The 14,654-nt window shown below is 64.7% G+C and carries 13 protein-coding genes; 8 read left to right on the top strand and 5 right to left on the bottom strand.

Annotated elements, in window-relative coordinates:
- Positions 1-48: 48 nt before the first annotated feature.
- The 3 genes from U5709_RS01770 to U5709_RS01760 all read right to left on the bottom strand — a co-directional run bounded on the left by U5709_RS01770 (position 49) and on the right by U5709_RS01760 (position 2,388).
- Complete coding sequence (locus tag U5709_RS01770) at positions 49-1,056, bottom strand: DUF5692 family protein (protein ID WP_321971546.1); 1,008 nt, start codon at positions 1,054-1,056, stop codon at positions 49-51.
- A gap of 46 nt (positions 1,057-1,102) precedes the next feature.
- Entirely contained in the window at positions 1,103-1,693 is a 591-nt protein-coding gene (locus U5709_RS01765) for a TetR/AcrR family transcriptional regulator (RefSeq protein WP_321971547.1), read from the bottom strand.
- A 179-nt stretch (positions 1,694-1,872) separates the two neighbouring features.
- Entirely contained in the window at positions 1,873-2,388 is a 516-nt protein-coding gene (locus tag U5709_RS01760; RefSeq protein ID WP_321971548.1) for a nitroreductase family protein, read from the bottom strand.
- Positions 2,389-2,508: 120 nt separating this feature from the next.
- Between U5709_RS01760 and U5709_RS01755 the strand changes: the two genes are divergently transcribed.
- Entirely contained in the window at positions 2,509-5,151 is a 2,643-nt protein-coding gene (locus tag U5709_RS01755) for a DEAD/DEAH box helicase (RefSeq protein ID WP_321971549.1), read from the top strand.
- 194 nt (positions 5,152-5,345) lie between these two features.
- Here U5709_RS01755 and U5709_RS01750 read toward each other — a convergent pair whose 3' ends face one another.
- Positions 5,346-5,543, bottom strand: a complete 198-nt coding sequence (locus U5709_RS01750) for a hypothetical protein (protein ID WP_321972634.1) — start codon at positions 5,541-5,543, stop codon at positions 5,346-5,348.
- 239 nt (positions 5,544-5,782) lie between these two features.
- Between U5709_RS01750 and U5709_RS01745 the strand changes: the two genes are divergently transcribed.
- Together U5709_RS01745 and U5709_RS01740 are read left to right on the top strand one after the other, a co-directional pair.
- Entirely contained in the window at positions 5,783-6,268 is a 486-nt protein-coding gene (locus U5709_RS01745; protein WP_321972412.1) for a hypothetical protein, read from the top strand.
- 83 nt (positions 6,269-6,351) lie between these two features.
- Positions 6,352-8,484, top strand: a complete 2,133-nt coding sequence (locus U5709_RS01740) for a HelD family protein (protein WP_321972633.1) — start codon at positions 6,352-6,354, stop codon at positions 8,482-8,484.
- Between the two features lie 156 nt (positions 8,485-8,640).
- Here the strand turns inward: U5709_RS01740 and U5709_RS01735 are convergent, their stop codons facing one another.
- A complete protein-coding gene (locus tag U5709_RS01735; RefSeq protein WP_321972414.1) occupies positions 8,641-9,306 on the bottom strand; it encodes a YczE/YyaS/YitT family protein in 666 nt (221 codons plus the stop codon).
- Between the two features lie 379 nt (positions 9,307-9,685).
- Here U5709_RS01735 and U5709_RS01730 point away from each other — a divergent pair, with 379 nt between their 5' ends.
- The 5 genes from U5709_RS01730 to U5709_RS01710 all read left to right on the top strand — a co-directional run bounded on the left by U5709_RS01730 (position 9,686) and on the right by U5709_RS01710 (position 14,500).
- On the top strand, positions 9,686-10,915 hold the full coding sequence (locus tag U5709_RS01730; protein ID WP_321972632.1) for a CapA family protein: 1,230 nt from the start codon (positions 9,686-9,688) through the stop codon (positions 10,913-10,915).
- Between the two features lie 18 nt (positions 10,916-10,933).
- The gene (locus U5709_RS01725) at positions 10,934-11,587 is read left to right on the top strand and encodes a rhomboid family intramembrane serine protease (protein ID WP_321972416.1); all 654 of its coding nucleotides are present in this window, start codon (positions 10,934-10,936) and stop codon (positions 11,585-11,587) included.
- Positions 11,588-12,073: 486 nt separating this feature from the next.
- Positions 12,074-12,550 (top strand): hypothetical protein, encoded by a 477-nt coding sequence (locus U5709_RS01720; protein WP_321972417.1) that lies wholly within the window; start codon positions 12,074-12,076, stop codon positions 12,548-12,550.
- Between the two features lie 310 nt (positions 12,551-12,860).
- A complete protein-coding gene (locus tag U5709_RS01715) occupies positions 12,861-13,472 on the top strand; it encodes an HAD family phosphatase (protein ID WP_321972418.1) in 612 nt (203 codons plus the stop codon).
- Between the two features lie 2 nt (positions 13,473-13,474).
- Positions 13,475-14,500: a YeiH family protein gene (locus tag U5709_RS01710; protein WP_321972631.1), complete on the top strand. Its 1,026-nt coding sequence runs from the start codon at positions 13,475-13,477 to the stop codon at positions 14,498-14,500.
- The last annotated feature ends 154 nt before the right edge of the window (positions 14,501-14,654 follow it).

Genomic DNA, 14,654 nt, shown 5'->3' with positions numbered 1-14,654 from the left:
GGTTGCCGGGCTTTTGGCGCGCTTTTGGCGGGCTATTGCGGGCGGGGCTTACGCCTGGGTGGCGTAGTCGACCTCGCCGCGGCGAGCGGTAGCCTGGTTCCAGTCCTTCGTGCCCTCAAAGACGTCCTGCTTGTACGGGTTGCGGCCAAGCTTCTTGGCGCGGTAGCCGATGTAAGCGATCGCGGCGATGTTGGCAACAAGCGCCAGCACGGAAACCACGGTGGCGGCAGTCGGGTTGAGGTTGGAGTGCGTCACAAAGACGGACTCCTCCTGGAAGTACGGGAACACCTGCGCGAACATGCACCAGATGGCCAGCGTGAAGGCGCGGTTCTGGATCCAGCCGCCCTTGTTCCAGAAGAAGTTGGCCACGGTCGGGGCAAGCAGCAGGGCAAAGCCGCAGTACCAGGAGTGGTTGGGCAGGCAGTTGTAGGTGTAGCAGAAGTTCCAGATGTCATAGGCCACGATGTAGACCCAGGTCATATCGGGCCACAGCATGTCGGACTCGTCCTTGGAGGCGTAGACGCTCCACCAGCCGGTCATGCAAAAGATGTTGATCAGGCCGGCGATGCCGTTGAACACGTTGTTCCAGCCGGCAAGCTGCGTGGCGCCTTCGGAGGTCACCCACGTGCTCTCGCCAAGCGCCAGGAAGTGATAGGCGCTCTCAAAGTCGGACACCACGGCGATCAGGATGTTGATGGCCACGATGAGGAACGGGAAGGCGCGGAACCACTTGGCCTTGCCGATCTTGCCCCACTGGTACTTGATGGCGATGAAGCCCCAGCAGCCGGTCAGCGCCGCGTAGACCTTGGCGTAGTGAAACCAGCTGTTCTGGTACACGTGCGTCGGGTTGGCCAGCGCCCACTCGGCGCCCTGTCCGACGCCAATCGCGATGGCCAGGCAGTAGATGGTCATCGCCAGTGGGCAGACGCCGAAGATAAGCGCCGCGCCGATCTTGGTGCGGCGGCCGATCTCGTTGGCCACGATTAGGCCCACGAAAACCATGGCCCATCCGAGCCAGTGATACAGAGTATTGGAATCCCAAACGTCAAACAGCATATGAACCTTCTTTCCATGCTTTGGGCGCAGCTTCATGCCGCGCACGTTAATTCCCGTGCGCCTCGGACAGATCGAGGTGCAGCGTATCGGCGATGAGGTCGGCGAGAAGTTCGTCGGAGGCCTCTGGGTGCTGGCGAACGTAGCCGATGAGCCCAAAGGTCAGCAGGTAGAAGCTCTCGTAAACGCGCTTAATCTCCAGCGTGTGGAACTTTGCGTAGTCAACGGCGGTGGTGTCTGTCAGGTAGTGCGCCACAGCCTCGGACACCCGCTGAGCAAACCGCAGGTAAAGCGAGGCGTTCTCGTCCTTGAGCAGCATGAGGCGAAGCGAATCGCGCTCGAGCAGCAGGCCGCGCAGGAGCTTGACCGCCGAGCGCAGGGCGCCAGCGACGTCGCGCTCGACGCGCAGCTCGTTCCAGATGCGTACCTCGGCCACGAAGCCCTCGACGTAGCGATCGAGCACCGCATCGGTCACCTCGTCCTTGCTAGAAAAGTAGTGATAAAAGAGGCTGCGCGTGATGCCGACGGCATCGGTCATGTCCTTGACTGAGGTGCGGTCGATGCCCTTGTGCTCATAGAGGGAGCAGGCGGCGCTCACGATCTGCTCGCGGCGCTTTCCCGCAACCGAAGGCTCTTCCATGTATCCTCTCCGTGCTCAGGGCGTTGACGGTGTGTCAACTTTCTTAGCATAGCGCAATTGTGGAGGAAAAATGGCGGAAAGCTCCGGGACATGCAACGGGCCCGCCTGTAGAAAGGGACAGCCGCTTGTGGACAAAGGGACTGTCCCTTCGTCCACAAGCGGGTGCCCCTTTTTGCAGGTTAGATGCGGTCGACGAGGTCGGCAAGGGGCTTGCGGGTAGCGTGCATGGGCGCAGGCTGCGCGTCATCTGCTGGGTAGCCAATGGGGAAGATGGCGATGAGGTCGTAATCCGCCATCTGCGGGAACATCTCCTTGAGCGCCGGCGCGTCGAAATGGCCGACCCAGGTGGTCCCCAGGCCCAGGTCCTGAACCTCGAGCATGATCTGCGTGGCCACGATGCTCGCGTCGACGTCGGCGAAGTTGCGGCCGTCGAATTTGCGCACCCAAGCCGCATCGGCGGCGGCGCCCACAACGATGAAAACCTGCGCGCCGAACCCGAAGCGCGTCGTCTCGTTGACGCGGGCGACGGCGTCGGCGTCGGTGACGACCCACGCGTGCCACGGCTGCTTGTTCACCGCGGTGGGCGCGCAAATGGCGGCGGCCAGGATCTGCTCGATCTTCTCGGGCTCGATGGGCTTATCGCTGAGCATGCGGCAAGAGTAGCGAGACTGCGCGAGCGAGAGGAAATCGGACATGGCGGGGCCTTTCTTCCCAAGAAACGACTGCTGATGGGCTGAGTATACCGCCGTGCCGGGGCATGTCGCCGCGCTAGAATGGAAGGCCGAAAACAAGCAGCAACGACGCAAAGGCCACCCATGGCAGAACACGACGCGACGCGAATCGCAACCGCGGACTCAAACGAAGACCAGCTCATCGACGATGGCCCCAACGGCCACGGCTCGCTCGGCCGTCTCATCCCCTGGCCAGACGACGAGACCTACCCCAACATCCCCGCCGACGAGGCCCTCGAGATTTTCCTCGGCTGGGTCGAGTCGCGCGGCATCAAGCTGTGGGACCACCAGGAGGAGGCGCTGCTCGACCTCGCGGCCGGCGACCACCTGATCCTCGGCACCCCGACCGGCTCCGGCAAGTCCATGGTGGCTCTCGGCCTCGCCTTCATGAGCGTATGCACCGATCGGCGCAGCTACTACACGGCGCCCATTAAAGCCCTGGTCAGCGAGAAGTTCTTCGACTTCGTGGAGCTCTTCGGCAAGGAGAACGTGGGCATGATCACGGGCGACGCGTCCATCAACGCCGACGCGCCCATCATCTGCTGCACGGCCGAGATCCTGGCCAACCAGGCCCTGCGCGAGGGGGAGCACTGCGACGTGGGCTGCGTTGCCATGGACGAATTCCACTTCTACGCCGACCACGACCGCGGCTGGGCCTGGCAGGTCCCGCTGCTCACCCTCCCCCACACGCAATTCCTCCTGATGAGCGCCACGCTGGGCGACACGGCGGGCATCGAGAAAACCTTGGCCGACCACACCGACCGAGCCGTGGACGTGCTGGCAGACGCCCCGCGCCCGGTGCCGCTCTCGTACGAGTTCGTGGACACGGCGCTCGAGGGCACGGTCGAGCTCGCCCTGCGCGCGGGCGACGCGCCGCTCTACATCGTGCACTTCTCGCAGGACGCGGCGCTCAAGTCGGCGCAGTCGCTCGCAAGTTACGGCGTCAGCACCAAGGAGCAGCGCGAGGCCGTCAAGGCCGCCATCAAGGGCACGCGCTTTACCACGACCTTCGGCAAGACCCTCCAGCGCCTGCTCGGCTGCGGCGTGGGCGTCCACCACGCAGGTATGCTGCCGCGCTACCGCCTGCTCGTCGAGAAGCTCGCCCAACAGGGGCTTCTTCCCGTCATCTGCGGCACGGACACGCTGGGTGTGGGCATCAACGTGCCCATCCACACCGTGGTGCTCACGGCCCTCTCCAAGTTCGACGGCCGGCGCATGCGGCACTTGAACGCGCGCGAGTTCCACCAGATCGTCGGCCGCGCAGGTCGTTCAGGTTTTGATACCGAGGGGCGCGTTATCGCCGAGGCCACCGAGTTCGACATCGAAAACGCCCGCGCGCTGCGCAAGGCCGGCGGCGACCCCAAGAAGGCCAAGCAGAAATCGAAAGCCAAAAAGCCGCCCGAGGGCTACGTGGGTTGGGACAAGAAGACCTTCGAGCGCCTGGAAGTAGCAGTCCCCGAGCCCCTGCGCCCCCGCATGAAGGTTTCGCATTCTATGGTGCTCGCCGAGGTTGAGCAGGGCGGCGATGCCATGGCGCGCGTACACAAACTGGTCGACGACTCCGCTCAGCCGGACACCGAGAAGGCGGTGCTGCACCAGCGGGCCGACGAGATCATCGCCACCCTTATGGACGCTAGCGTGGTTACGCGCGAAGAGGAGACGGACGACGACGGGCAGACCCGCGCGGTCTTCTCGACGACCGTCGATTTGCCCGACGACTTCGCGCTCGACCAGCCGCTCTCGCCCTTCTTGCTCGCGGCACTCGAGCTGCTGGACCCCGAGTCGGAGACCTACGCCCTCGACGTCATTTCCATGGCCGAAGCCACGCTCGAGGACCCGGGGCAGATCCTTCGCGCCCAGCAGCGCGTCGCCCGCGACCGCGCGATGTCCGAGATGAAGGCCGACGGCGTGGAGTACGACGAGCGCATCGAGCGCCTGCAGGAGGTCACCTGGCCAAAACCGCTGGAAGAGCTGCTCGAGCCCGCCTTCGCCGAGTACTGCGACAAGGTGCCGTGGGCGCGCGACTTCGCGCTCTCGCCTAAGTCCGTGCTGCGCGACATGGTGGAGACAGCCAGCGACTTCAAGGAGTACGTGGGCCGCTACGGAATCTCGCGCTCGGAGGGCACGCTGCTTCGCTACCTCTCCGAGGCCTACCGCTCGCTCGACCGCACCGTGCCCATGGACAAGCGCGACGAGCGCCTCGAGGACATCATCAGCTGGCTCGGGCTCGTTGTGCGCAGCGTCGACTCGTCGCTCGTGGACGAGTGGAGCGCCGCCGGCAGCGCGGAGGGCGTCGATGCGGCACCGCCCGAGGCCGCAGACGAGGTCGTCCACGACCGCCGCGCGCTCACGCTGCTGGTACGCAACGCGCTGTTTGCCCGCGTGCGCCTGGCAGCGTTCGACTCGACCGAGGAGCTCGGCCGTCTCGACGCCGATTGGGGCTACCGCAAGCCGGTGTGGGACCAGGCGCTCGCGCGCTTCCGCGACGAGCACGACGAGATCCTGCTCGACGGCGACGCGCGCTCGGCCGCGTACTACACCATCGACGAGGCCGACGAGAAGCGCGCCCGCGAGGACGGTGGGCACGTTTGGCACATTCACCAGGTGTTCCGCGACTCCGACGACGACCGCGACTTCGGCATCTGGGGCGACGTGGACCTCGACGCCACGCAGGAAGAGGGCGCCGTCGTCTTTAGCAAGTACCGCGTCGGCTTCGTGGACGACTAGCCACCGCCGCGCCTGCAGCTGGTAACAGGCTCCCCGTGCAGCAGCAGCCAACCTGTCGCCCCGTGCAGGTTAGCTGGCACAGGTCTGTCCCCAAACCGCTGCAGAAAGGGGACTGTCCCCAAACCGCTGCAGAAAGGGGACTGTCCCCAAATGGCAGGGGTGAACCTGTCATTTCGTGCAGCAGCAGGAACCTGTCACCAGCTGCAGGTCCGGCGGCGAGAAACCGCGCGCCACGCGCCGAACGCGGCGACGCTCACCGCGCTGATCGCGCAGCCGGCAACAAGCCCCGGCGTCTCGTCCTCATCGGCCGAGAAATTAATCACCACATGCCCATCTTCATAGTTCTCTACCTGCACCTCATTTGAATCGAGCAGGACAAGCTGCCGCTGCATCTCGTCCAAATCCAGCGTTTGGCGACGACCAGGTCGCATACCGAGGAGCTGAGAAGGACGCGTACCGAGTGTCTGCAGCTCGGCCCGGCGTAGGCGATAAGACCGAACCTCGCGCTCTCCCCCACCTTACGCTCGCCGAGGTAGATGACGCCGCTGTTGAAGTTATCGCCCACGGAGTATTAAAGCTGCTGGTCGACGCAGACGCTGTACGGACAGCGCAGCGTGGTCATTATGGGAATGTGCACGTAGGGCGGCCCGTCCTGCAGCAGGAGCCCGAGACGCTGCTGGCGATATATCGCGAGCTCATGGCTAATCCTGTGCTCGATTGCGTAGCCGCCTACCAGGCCAAACGCCACGAAGGCGCGGCTCAGGCGTTTCTCAAGCGCATGTTCTACCGCACCTTTAAGGCCGCGACCGAGGACTGCGACGACATGATCCCCGGCGCCTCCTACTTCCGCGTGTTCCGTCGCGACGTCGCCGCGCGCGGCCGGCACGAGCAAGTGGTCGATCCGCAAGCTAACGGCCTGCGCAACATGCCCGACGACTACCCCACCATCGGCGGGCTCATCCTGCTCATCGGCGGGCTCATCCTGCTCACGCTGGGCATTATCGACGAGTACCTGGCCCGCATTTACATGGAGGGCAAGGGGCGGCCGGTCCACAAACTGCCGGCGGCCCGCCACGCAAAACCCTGCAATTGGGGTCACTTTCGCCCCTCAAACTGACCCCGATTGCAGGGTTTAATCCGCATGCCCAAATGTCGTACGATAAGAAACTCAAAATATCGCGCGAACGGCAGGAGCAAAGCATGTCCGACGAGCTCGAACAGACGAACGACCCCATCTTCCAGCAGGAGCAGGAACATCTCTCCAAGCTTTACGCCAAGCTGCTGCAGATGCGCGACGCCATCGGCGAGGACCTCGAGACCAACCACAAAGGCGCACGCCAGGACCTTATCGACATGTCCGAGGAGGTCCGCCTAGACTTCGGCGGCGCCGACGAGACCATCGAGACGCTCGCTTCCATCGAGACCCTGAACTCCGTCATCGACGCGTACAACCAGTACCACGACTTCAACGTGGACAAGCTCCGCCGCGTCGTCTTGCTGCTCATGCAGCCCTACTTTGCCAAGGTCCGCCTGCAGATGCGCCCCGGCCGCCCCGCGCGCGACGTCTACATCGGCGCCGCCGGCATGACCGACGAGCACTCCATCCCGCTCGTCGTGGACTGGCGAAGCCCCGTGGCCGAAACCTATTACAACCAGCAGATGGGCGAGACCAGCTACAACGTCGACGGCAAGAAGCGCACCGTGAACCTCGAGCTCCGCCGCCAGTTCGACATCGTGCGCGACAAGCTCAACATGTACTTCGACACGACGGTGGCCATCGAGGATTCGCTGCTGCTCGGCGCGCTCAAGAAGCACCACTCCGAGAAGCTGCAGGCCATCACCGCCACCATCCAGCGCGAGCAGAACACCATCGTGCGGCACGAGGATGTACCGGCGCTGCTGGTCAACGGCATCGCGGGCTCGGGCAAGACGTCGGTGCTGCTGCAGCGCATCGCGTTTTTGCTCTACCGCGAGCGCAAGACGCTCGACCCCGACCAGGTCTACCTCTTTACGCCGAACAACGTGTTCGAGCGCTACATCGACACGGTGCTGCCCTCCATGGGCGAGTCCAACCCGCAGGTCTTCACGTGGCGAGACTTCGTGGAGGCCCAAGGCGCGGGCCAGCGCAGCGGCGGCGAGAAGACCGACCCCGCTGAGCTGCGGCGCATTGAGGCGGCGGTAAAGGACCTGTCCATCGAGACAGGCGATCTGCGCGAGATCCGCGTGGACGACGCGGTCCTGCTCAAGCCCTCGCAGATCGAGGGCGCGGTGCGCAAGTTCGAGCGCTTCGGCGTGGGCTCGCGCTTCTGCGCCCTTGTGACCGACGAGCTGCACGAGCGCCTGGAGCGCCGCTTCACCGCCATGTCCAAGGACGAGGAGCTGCAGGAGAAGGTCCTCGGCTTCGACCTCGACGAGCAGGTCCACTGGTTCGGCGAGACGGTGAGCCCCGAAAACGAGGAGGAGAGCGCGGGCCTTGCGCGCCGCTACGTTGAGCAGGCGTACGCCGAGGCGCACGAGCGCATCGACGACCTCAGCTGGCTGCGCTTCGACCGCATCGGCATGAGGCTGCTGGGCACGCAGGCCCTCACGGCCACCGAGTGGCTCTACCTGCGGCTTTGCATCACCGGCTCCGGCGACAAGAACGCACGCTACGTGATGATCGACGAAGTGCAGGACTACACCGTGGCGCAGCTCATGGTGCTCGCGCGGCACTTCTCGCGGGCGCATTTCCTGCTGCTGGGCGACGAGCACCAGGCGATCTTTGAGGGAACGGCGAGCTTCGCGCAGATCGCGGAGGTCTTCGGCGAGACGCACGGGCAGGTCGAGGAGTGCCGCCTGCTCACGAGCTACCGCTCGAGCCCCGAGATCACGGCCATGTTCACGGGCCTGCTCGACTCCGACGAGCAGCTCACCTTGACGAGCGTCCAGCGCGCGGGCGTGGCGCCCGTGGTGCGCGAGATGGACGCCGATGATGTGGACGCCTACGTGTCTGAGCTGCGGCGCATTGCCGAGGAGGCCGCGGCCGAGGAGGGCCTTACCGCCATCGTGGCCGAGAGCGATTCTCGCGTGAGCTGGCTGGCCAAGCAGCTGGGCGAGGCGGTGACGGTGCTCGGCAAGGACTCGGACCTGCCGGCCGCGGGCGTCGTGCTGCTCCCCCTGCGCGTGGCGAAGGGCCTCGAGTTCGACCATGTCGTTATACCCGACGCGCAGGCCGAGGTCTACCCGGACACGCCGCTTTGCCGCCGCCGCCTGTACACCGCCATAAGCCGCGCCATGCACCGCGTGACGATCCTCGCCCAAGGCCCCCTAACCCCCCTCGCCCGCACCTGGTGACAGGTTCCCCTGCAATTTGGGGACAGACACCTTTGCGCACACGCACCTCGGTTTTGGCAAATTGGCCCAAAGGTTCGGCATCTACCTCGCAACCACGACGCGTGTGCGCAAAGGTGTCTGTCCCCAAATTGCAGGGGAGGTGGGCGAGAGCAAGGGTTATGCGGTGGCGAGGGCGCGGACGCGGGTGAGGAAGCCGAAGTGGTCGTTGGCAAAGTTGACGACGTTGCCGGTGATGAAGACCGTAGCGATGGTGCCCACCCCCACTCCACGCAGCTCGCCGAAGAGCACGAGACTCAGCGTGACGGACGACGCCACGAGCACAAGGTCAAAGATCACCTTGACCGACCCGAGCTTCTTGCCGATGGCCTCGGCAATGGCGTAGACGATGCCCTCGCCGGGAACAAACACCAGGTCAGGGGCACATTCGATGGCAATTCCGCACCCAAGCACGCAGCATCCGGCCAGAAGCGTCGCGATCTGCAGCGGCAAAAACGTCGGGTTCACGCAGCCGAGCGCCTCCATGGCCACGCCGAGGCACGAGCTGAAGACGATGTTCACCGGGATCTGCAGCAACTGGACCGGGAAGAAGCGCCGCCCCATGAGCACGATCTGCACCACGATGAACACGAGGTTCATGATGAAGGTGCCCACGGCAAACGGCAGCCACGTGAACTGGAACGACAACACGTACGGGATGCTCGAGATCTGCGACGTGCCGAGCCCCGCCTTTGTAATTAATGCAATGCCAAACGAGTTGACAGCAAGCCCTAAACAGAACCAAAAGAGCCGCTTACCAAGGTTGTTCGTGTTGAATCCATCCATGCGTGTATAATTCACCTGCATAATCTATTTAATTGACTCGGGATGTGCGCGCAAAGAGGCGCCCTTGCATCTTACAGCCGTTTGCCAGCAGGCCGGATGCCGCGGGCGCCCCCGCGATACAATTAATTCACGCAACTTCCCGCACAAGGGAGAACCAATGGGGGACGACCAGAATTACCATCGCCCCAGCAGAAGATCTGGGGCCAGGCGATATTCTGCGACGGAACAACAGGCGCGCAGCCAAGCACGCGCCAAAGCGCGAGCCGAGGCACGCGAGCATGCGCGGGAACGCGCGCGCGTCGATGACGCCGCCCGCCGCGAGCCCGCCGCGCACCGCGCCGCAAGCACCCGAACCTCCGCCGACACCATGCGCCGCCCCGTGAGCGATCAGCGCCGCCGCATGGACCACAAGGAGCCGCAGGCGTGCCCGCGCCCCCTTGCACCTGCGCTTATCGCCATCGCAGTGCTCTTTGCGCTCGCGTTCGGCAGCATCGTCTCGTCGTGCTTCACGCCGGCGGTGAGCCCCGCCGAGAGCAGCAGCAGCAGCGAGACCCAGGCCGCGCCCTCCCCCGCCACCGTCCACTTCGTTGCCGTGGGCGACAACCTGCCCGAAGAGCAGATCGGAGCCTACGCCGACGCCCAGGCCGGCACAACCGGCGACGGCAACTACGACTACACGAGCATCTACGAGAACATCAAACCTTATATTGAATCAGCCGACCTCGCCTACGTAAAGGAAGAGACCCACTGCGGCGGAGACGACATCGGCCCAAAGGGCTACCCCTCCTTCAACACCACCGATTCCATGGCGGACGCCCTGGTAGATACTGGTTTCGACCTAGTGGCCTCCGCCTCCAACCACTCCTACGACTGGGGCTACTTCGGCGCGAACGACCACTCCTGCGAACTGTGGAAGACCAAGGACGTCGTGTTTACCGGTACTGCCGACAACGCGGATGACGCCAACAAAATCGCAACCATCGAGCGCAACGGAATCACCTTCGCGCTGCTCGACTACACCTACGGCGTCAACGGCTACGAGCAGCCCGACCTGCCGAGCTACGCCGTCAACTTCATGGACAAGGACCGCATCGCCTCCGACGTGGCCCGCGCGCGCGAGGCCGCCGACGTCGTGCTCGTCGCCATGCACTGGGGCACCGAGAACCTCATGGAGGCCGACGAGACGCAGGTTGAGTACGCGCAGTACCTCGCCGACCTGGGGGTCGACGTGGTCCTCGGCTCGCACCCACATGTCATCGGCCCTATGCAGTGGGTCGAGGGCACGAGCGGCAAGAAGACCCTGGTGGCCTATTCGCTGGGCAACTTCCTTTCTCGCCATGAGTCCCCGAAGCCCAGAAACGAACTCGAGGGCATGCTGAGCTGCGACTTCGTGCGCGGAGACGACGGCGCGGTCACGGTGCAGAACGTGGTCTGGACCCCGCTTGTCAACCACACCGACGGCGAGACCTACCGCATCTACGCCCTCAAGGACTACACGAACGAGCTCGCGGCGCAGGACTCGATCTTCAGCGGCCTCGAGGACCCCGTGGCTTGGCTCAAGCAGACAAGCATTGAGGTCGTGGGCAGCAACTTCCAGATTGACGCATAAGCAATAAGAAGCAGCTAGATGAGCGATTTTCTTTCCGACTACACCAGTGGCGGCAAGGCCGGCAGCAACACCTCATCGGGCACCGGGCCTGCGCCCAAGCGCCGCCACCGCATCGCCTTCAACGCTCCGGTGATCCTTGCCTTCACGGCACTCAGCTTTGCGGCGATGCTCTCCAATTACCTTACGGGAGGCATCGCCAACAGGCTCTTGTTCATCACGCGCCACGGCTCGATGCTTAACCCCTTGATGTGGCTTCGCATGTTTACCTACGTGCTCGGCCACTCGAGCTTCGAGCACTGGCTCTCCAACTTCCTCATCATCCTCATCGTCGGCCCTATGATCGAGGAGAAGTACGGCAGCCGCCGCACGCTGGTCCTCATCCTGGTCACGACCTTTGCCACCGCCGCGGTGAACAACCTGCTATTCCACACGGGGCTCATCGGCGCGTCGGGTGTCGCCTTCGCGCTGATACTGCTCTCGAGCTTTGCCAGCTACCAAGAAGGCACCGTACCGGCCACTCTCATCCTCGTGGCCGTGCTCTACATCGGCCGCGAGGTCGTGAACGGCCTCACCGCCGACAGCATCTCGCAGTTCGCGCACATCGTGGGCGGCTTCATCGGCTGCGCGGCGGGTTTTGCCCTCAACCAGGCCAAAGCGCACGACGCCAAGTAACGCCTGCGATTTGGGGACAGTCCCCAAATTGCAGGCGCGCCCGCGGCAAGAGACGCGACGCCCATGAAGCCGAGCGGGTCGCCCGTCGCCGGCGTCCCGCGGCCGAAATGTTTAGCCGCGTCGTCGCTGCTATCGGAGCCGTCGTCGCTGCTATCGGAGCCGCCGATCATAATCTCCGAGACGTCAACGGCCCCCGAATCATCCGCCCCGGTCGTCGCCCATAGCGTGGCAGTCGCGGCCCTCATAAGCGCTCTGGACCTGGGCTTTTTGTCCTCGGAGTCCGTGCCTCGGTCCGCGGAGTCGACGACGTTCGCGCTGCTGAACTCGATCTCGAGGTCGTTGACCAGCACATTCCCCTCGTTGCCCTTCTCGTGGAGCCGGAAGTGGGCGCCCTTGAGCAAGGTGCTGTCGGCGTTTCGGAACTAGCTCACCGTCACCGAGGACGAGGGTGCGGGCGGGGGCGGCGAGCTCTCGATAGACGACGAAGTGCTGACCTCAGACGACGAAACGCTGAGCACGGATCCCGCAACCGAGAGCGCCCAGGCTTATACGGGCACCGCGTTGGTAGCGCTCGAGGCCGATGCCGCATCCGAGACGTCCGAGACGTCGGCCCGGGTCGTGGCCGGCATCGTGGCCGCGCAGACCAACGACTATGGCGTCAGCGGATACGTGAACGGGGCGAAGACCATCGCCGTGCGCGCCTCCAACGAGGACACGACGTTCGAGAAGGCAGCGATTATCCGCGGCTTTGACGCGCCCGCCGGCCGTCTGAGCCTTTCCCCTGATTCCGTGCTCAACGCCAAGAACACGGCGGCTTCGGGCACCAGGAGCTTGGTCTCGCTCGATGTGCCCGTCGACGCAAGAAAGCTGAGCGAGTCGAGCATGGTCGGCTGCTCGCTCAAGCTTACCGGCGGCGGCGTCAACGCGAACAAATTCAGCAACGGCTACCCACGCTGCCGGTGAGCGTGCTGGACACGATTGCCGGCGATGACGATACGCAGGGCGCCGGGGCCGGGGCCGGCGACGAAGAGGACGCGACGCAGGCAAGCAGCGCCGCCTCAGGCGCTCGGCGAGTAAGCCGCAAACCCGCCATTTTGCGCAGCTGCAGGCAACAGGTTTATCGTGCAGCACATCGAACCTGTCACCACGTGCAGGTCTGTCCCAAAAGCGCTGCAGAAAGGGGACTGTCCCCAAATGGCAGGCGCGAACCTGTCGCCCGGTGCAGGCGAGTATCCTATTTAAGGGTTGTTTGGACACGGAGAAAGGCGCTCGCATGGCATTGCGGACCGCGCAGATCAAAAACATCGTCTTCGATATGGGCAACGTGCTCATGCGCTTCGACGGGCCGCACTTCGCGGCGCAGTTCACCGACTGCGAGGCGGACGCACATGCGCTTCACCGCGCGCTTTTTGGCAGCACTACCTGGGCTTTGTTGGACTCCGGCACCGTGGGCTACGACACCGCGCTGCGCGTCGCCAAGGCACACCTCGAGAAGCGCCTCTGGCCGAACCTCGATGCGTGCTTTGCCGGCTGGGCCGCCTACTCCTCCCCCATCGACCAGACGAACGCCTTGGCAGCCGAGCTCAAGCGCGAGGGGTACGGCATCTACCTGCTCTCCAACGCCGGCACGCGCATCCACGAGCAACTCGACCACATGCCCGCATGGGGGCTCATGGACGGCGCCGTGGTCTCGGGCTGTGAGCGGATGATGAAACCCGACCCCGCCATCTACCAGCTGCTTTGCGAGCGATACGACCTCGAGCCCGGCGAGTGCCTCTTTGTGGACGACAACGCCGACAACTGCGAGGGCGCCCGCGTGGCCGGCATGCGCGCCGTGCAATACACAGGAGACGTCGCGGCCATTCTCGCCGCATTGGAGGACTAAGCATGCAAAGCGTTACCGAGAAGCTCAAAGGAATGGCACTCTGCTTCGCCATCGCCGCCGTCGCGTGGGTGTGCGGCACGCAGGTGGAGGTCGTCGGCGGGCCGGTCTTCGGCATCCTGTTCGGCATGCTGCTCGCCGTCGCCTTGCGCGGCCGCGACACCGCGACGCTTCAGCCCGGCGTCAAGTTCACGTCGAAGTACGTGCTGCAGGCCGCCGTTGTCTTTTTGGGCTTCGGACTCAACCTTTCGCAGGTCGCGAAGGTCGGCGTGACGAGCCTGCCCATTATCGCATCGACGATCGCCACGTCGCTTATAGTTGCCTTTGTGATGTGCCGTGTTCTCAAGGTGCCGGGAAAGATCGCAACGCTCATCGGCGTCGGCTCCTCCATCTGCGGCGGCTCGGCCATCGCGGCCACCGCGCCCGTGATCCACGCGAACGACGAAGACGTGGCGCAGGCCATCTCGGTCATCTTCCTGTTCAACGTGGTCGCCGCGCTTATCTTCCCGACGCTCGGCGGCATGCTCGGGCTTACCAACGAGGGCTTCGGGCTCTTTGCGGGCACGGCCGTCAACGACACGTCCTCCGTGACCGCTGCGGCTGCGGCCTGGGACGGCATGCACCCCGGGGCCAACACGCTCGACGCCGCGACCATCGTCAAGCTCACGCGCACGCTGGCCATCATCCCTATCACGCTGGTCCTCGCCGTGTGGCAGATGCGCGCCGACCGCCGCGCCGGCGGCGAGGGCGGCAACACCTTCAGCCTGCGCCGCGCCTTCCCTGCGTTCGTCGGCCTCTTTGTGCTGGCAAGCGTGGCGACCACGGTGTTCGCGCTGCCCGCCGCCGTGACGGCGCCGCTCAAGACCCTCTCGAAGTTCCTCATCGTCATGGCCATGAGCGCCATCGGCCTCAACACTGACATCGTCAAGCTCGTGCGCAGCGGCGGAAAGCCGATCGCGCTGGGAGCGTGCTGCTGGGTCGCCATCGCGCTCGTGAGCCTGGGTGGCCAGCGCGTGCTCGGCATCTGGTAGCGGGCTGCGGGCTCCGGGCTGCGGCGCCACGCCGGCGGGTGGCGCCGCCCCGGCGTGAGCGCGACACCGACAGGCGGCTCCGGCGCCCGAAACACTGCCGCAACCGAACGTAACCAACATCTGTTGCGAGACGCAAAAATGCCTTAACACTCGG

This window comes from Paratractidigestivibacter sp. (assembly GCF_963660155.1).
In the GTDB taxonomy this organism is placed as follows: Bacteria; Actinomycetota; Coriobacteriia; order Coriobacteriales; family Atopobiaceae; genus Paratractidigestivibacter.
The sequence above is the reverse complement of the archived record's forward strand: the minus strand, read 5'-3'. Positions and strand labels throughout refer to the sequence as shown.